Raw genomic sequence first — 1,083 nt, 5'->3', positions numbered from 1 at the left:
AGAAAAATCCCTGGCGAGTTTCTATCAATTTTAGAGAAAATAGCAATCAGGGCGCTGTTTTTGATTATACCCGACAAGCCATCAAGTTATTTATTTTTCAGTCCTAAGTTTCGCGTGTGGAATATTGGTAAATTCTTGATTGTTCTTTTTACCAATGTTGATATCTTGTTTCCATCCTTGGTTGTTGCCTATAACTAACTGGCTAAGATCATTTAATTGACACCAGTCAATAACTCTACGGCTAACAGTATAGCCTTTCTCAAAAAGGTGAGGTACGAATTTTGACCTGGAAAGCTTGACAATAAAGGGTTTCTGTATACCTCATTTATCTGAGAATCGCTATATGGAGATAGTTATCAATCCTTCTGTCACGCTTGCCGTTCAACATTTTTATTTGTCTCCCAGCTTCAATTGATTGTGATGCGGCAACTCTTTTATTGAATAATTGATTAATACTTTTCAACGGTCTACCATTAATCAAAAGCGGTCTGAGACCGGGATGATTGGATGTTATAGCCATTAAATTGTTTAAACCAAGGTCTACACCAGCAACATATTTACCATCCGATTTTACGGCTTCTTCAACGGTGTAAACAACTTCAATAACGTAGTGGTCAAGCTTAGGAATAATCCTTACTTGGTCAACATTTTTAGCCTGAGTTGGGAATTCAATGGAGGTCTGAGACAGCTTAACAATACTTTTAGCTAAAGCCGGTTTTGATATTGCATCTATTGGATATATGACAACATTCCTACCACGCTCTTTATGCTTGTATCCAGGCATTTTAGGTTTTCCTAGATACTTCTCAGGATGCTTTGACCAATCTTTCAATGCTGCTAACCAACCTTTCCAAGCTTCTGATACTCTACGCACAACCTGCTTACTAACTTTAGTGGGCAGATACCGATAAGATTCTAAATTCTTGGTTTGATGATAGATATCAATTGAGTTGTAATACTTTTTGGTCTCAAAAAAGTATTGTCTCTGCACATAAGTAGCAGTGTTTTGACATTCTCACGCCCGCTAAAGCCACGGTGATTCCAAACATCACTGTTTGGGCTTCCTCTTTCTGCGACCCGACT

Annotated in this window: 2 protein-coding genes; one reads left to right on the top strand and one right to left on the bottom strand. The window is 38.0% G+C overall.

Annotated elements, in window-relative coordinates; translation table 11 throughout:
- Positions 1-198: hypothetical protein (locus QUA70_RS28490; RefSeq protein WP_333351127.1), on the top strand; the 198-nt coding region annotated here is incomplete at its 5' end.
- 127 nt (positions 199-325) lie between these two features.
- On the opposite strand, the gene QUA70_RS28485 is transcribed toward QUA70_RS28490, so the two are convergent.
- Entirely contained in the window at positions 326-991 is a 666-nt protein-coding gene (locus QUA70_RS28485) for a transposase (protein WP_333410776.1), read from the bottom strand.
- Positions 992-1,083 lie beyond the last annotated feature (92 nt).

The sequence above is a fragment of the Microcoleus sp. LAD1_D5 genome, from assembly GCF_036702115.1.
Lineage (GTDB): Bacteria > Cyanobacteriota > Cyanobacteriia > Cyanobacteriales > Microcoleaceae > Microcoleus.
This window is presented reverse-complemented; position numbering and strand designations above follow the sequence as displayed.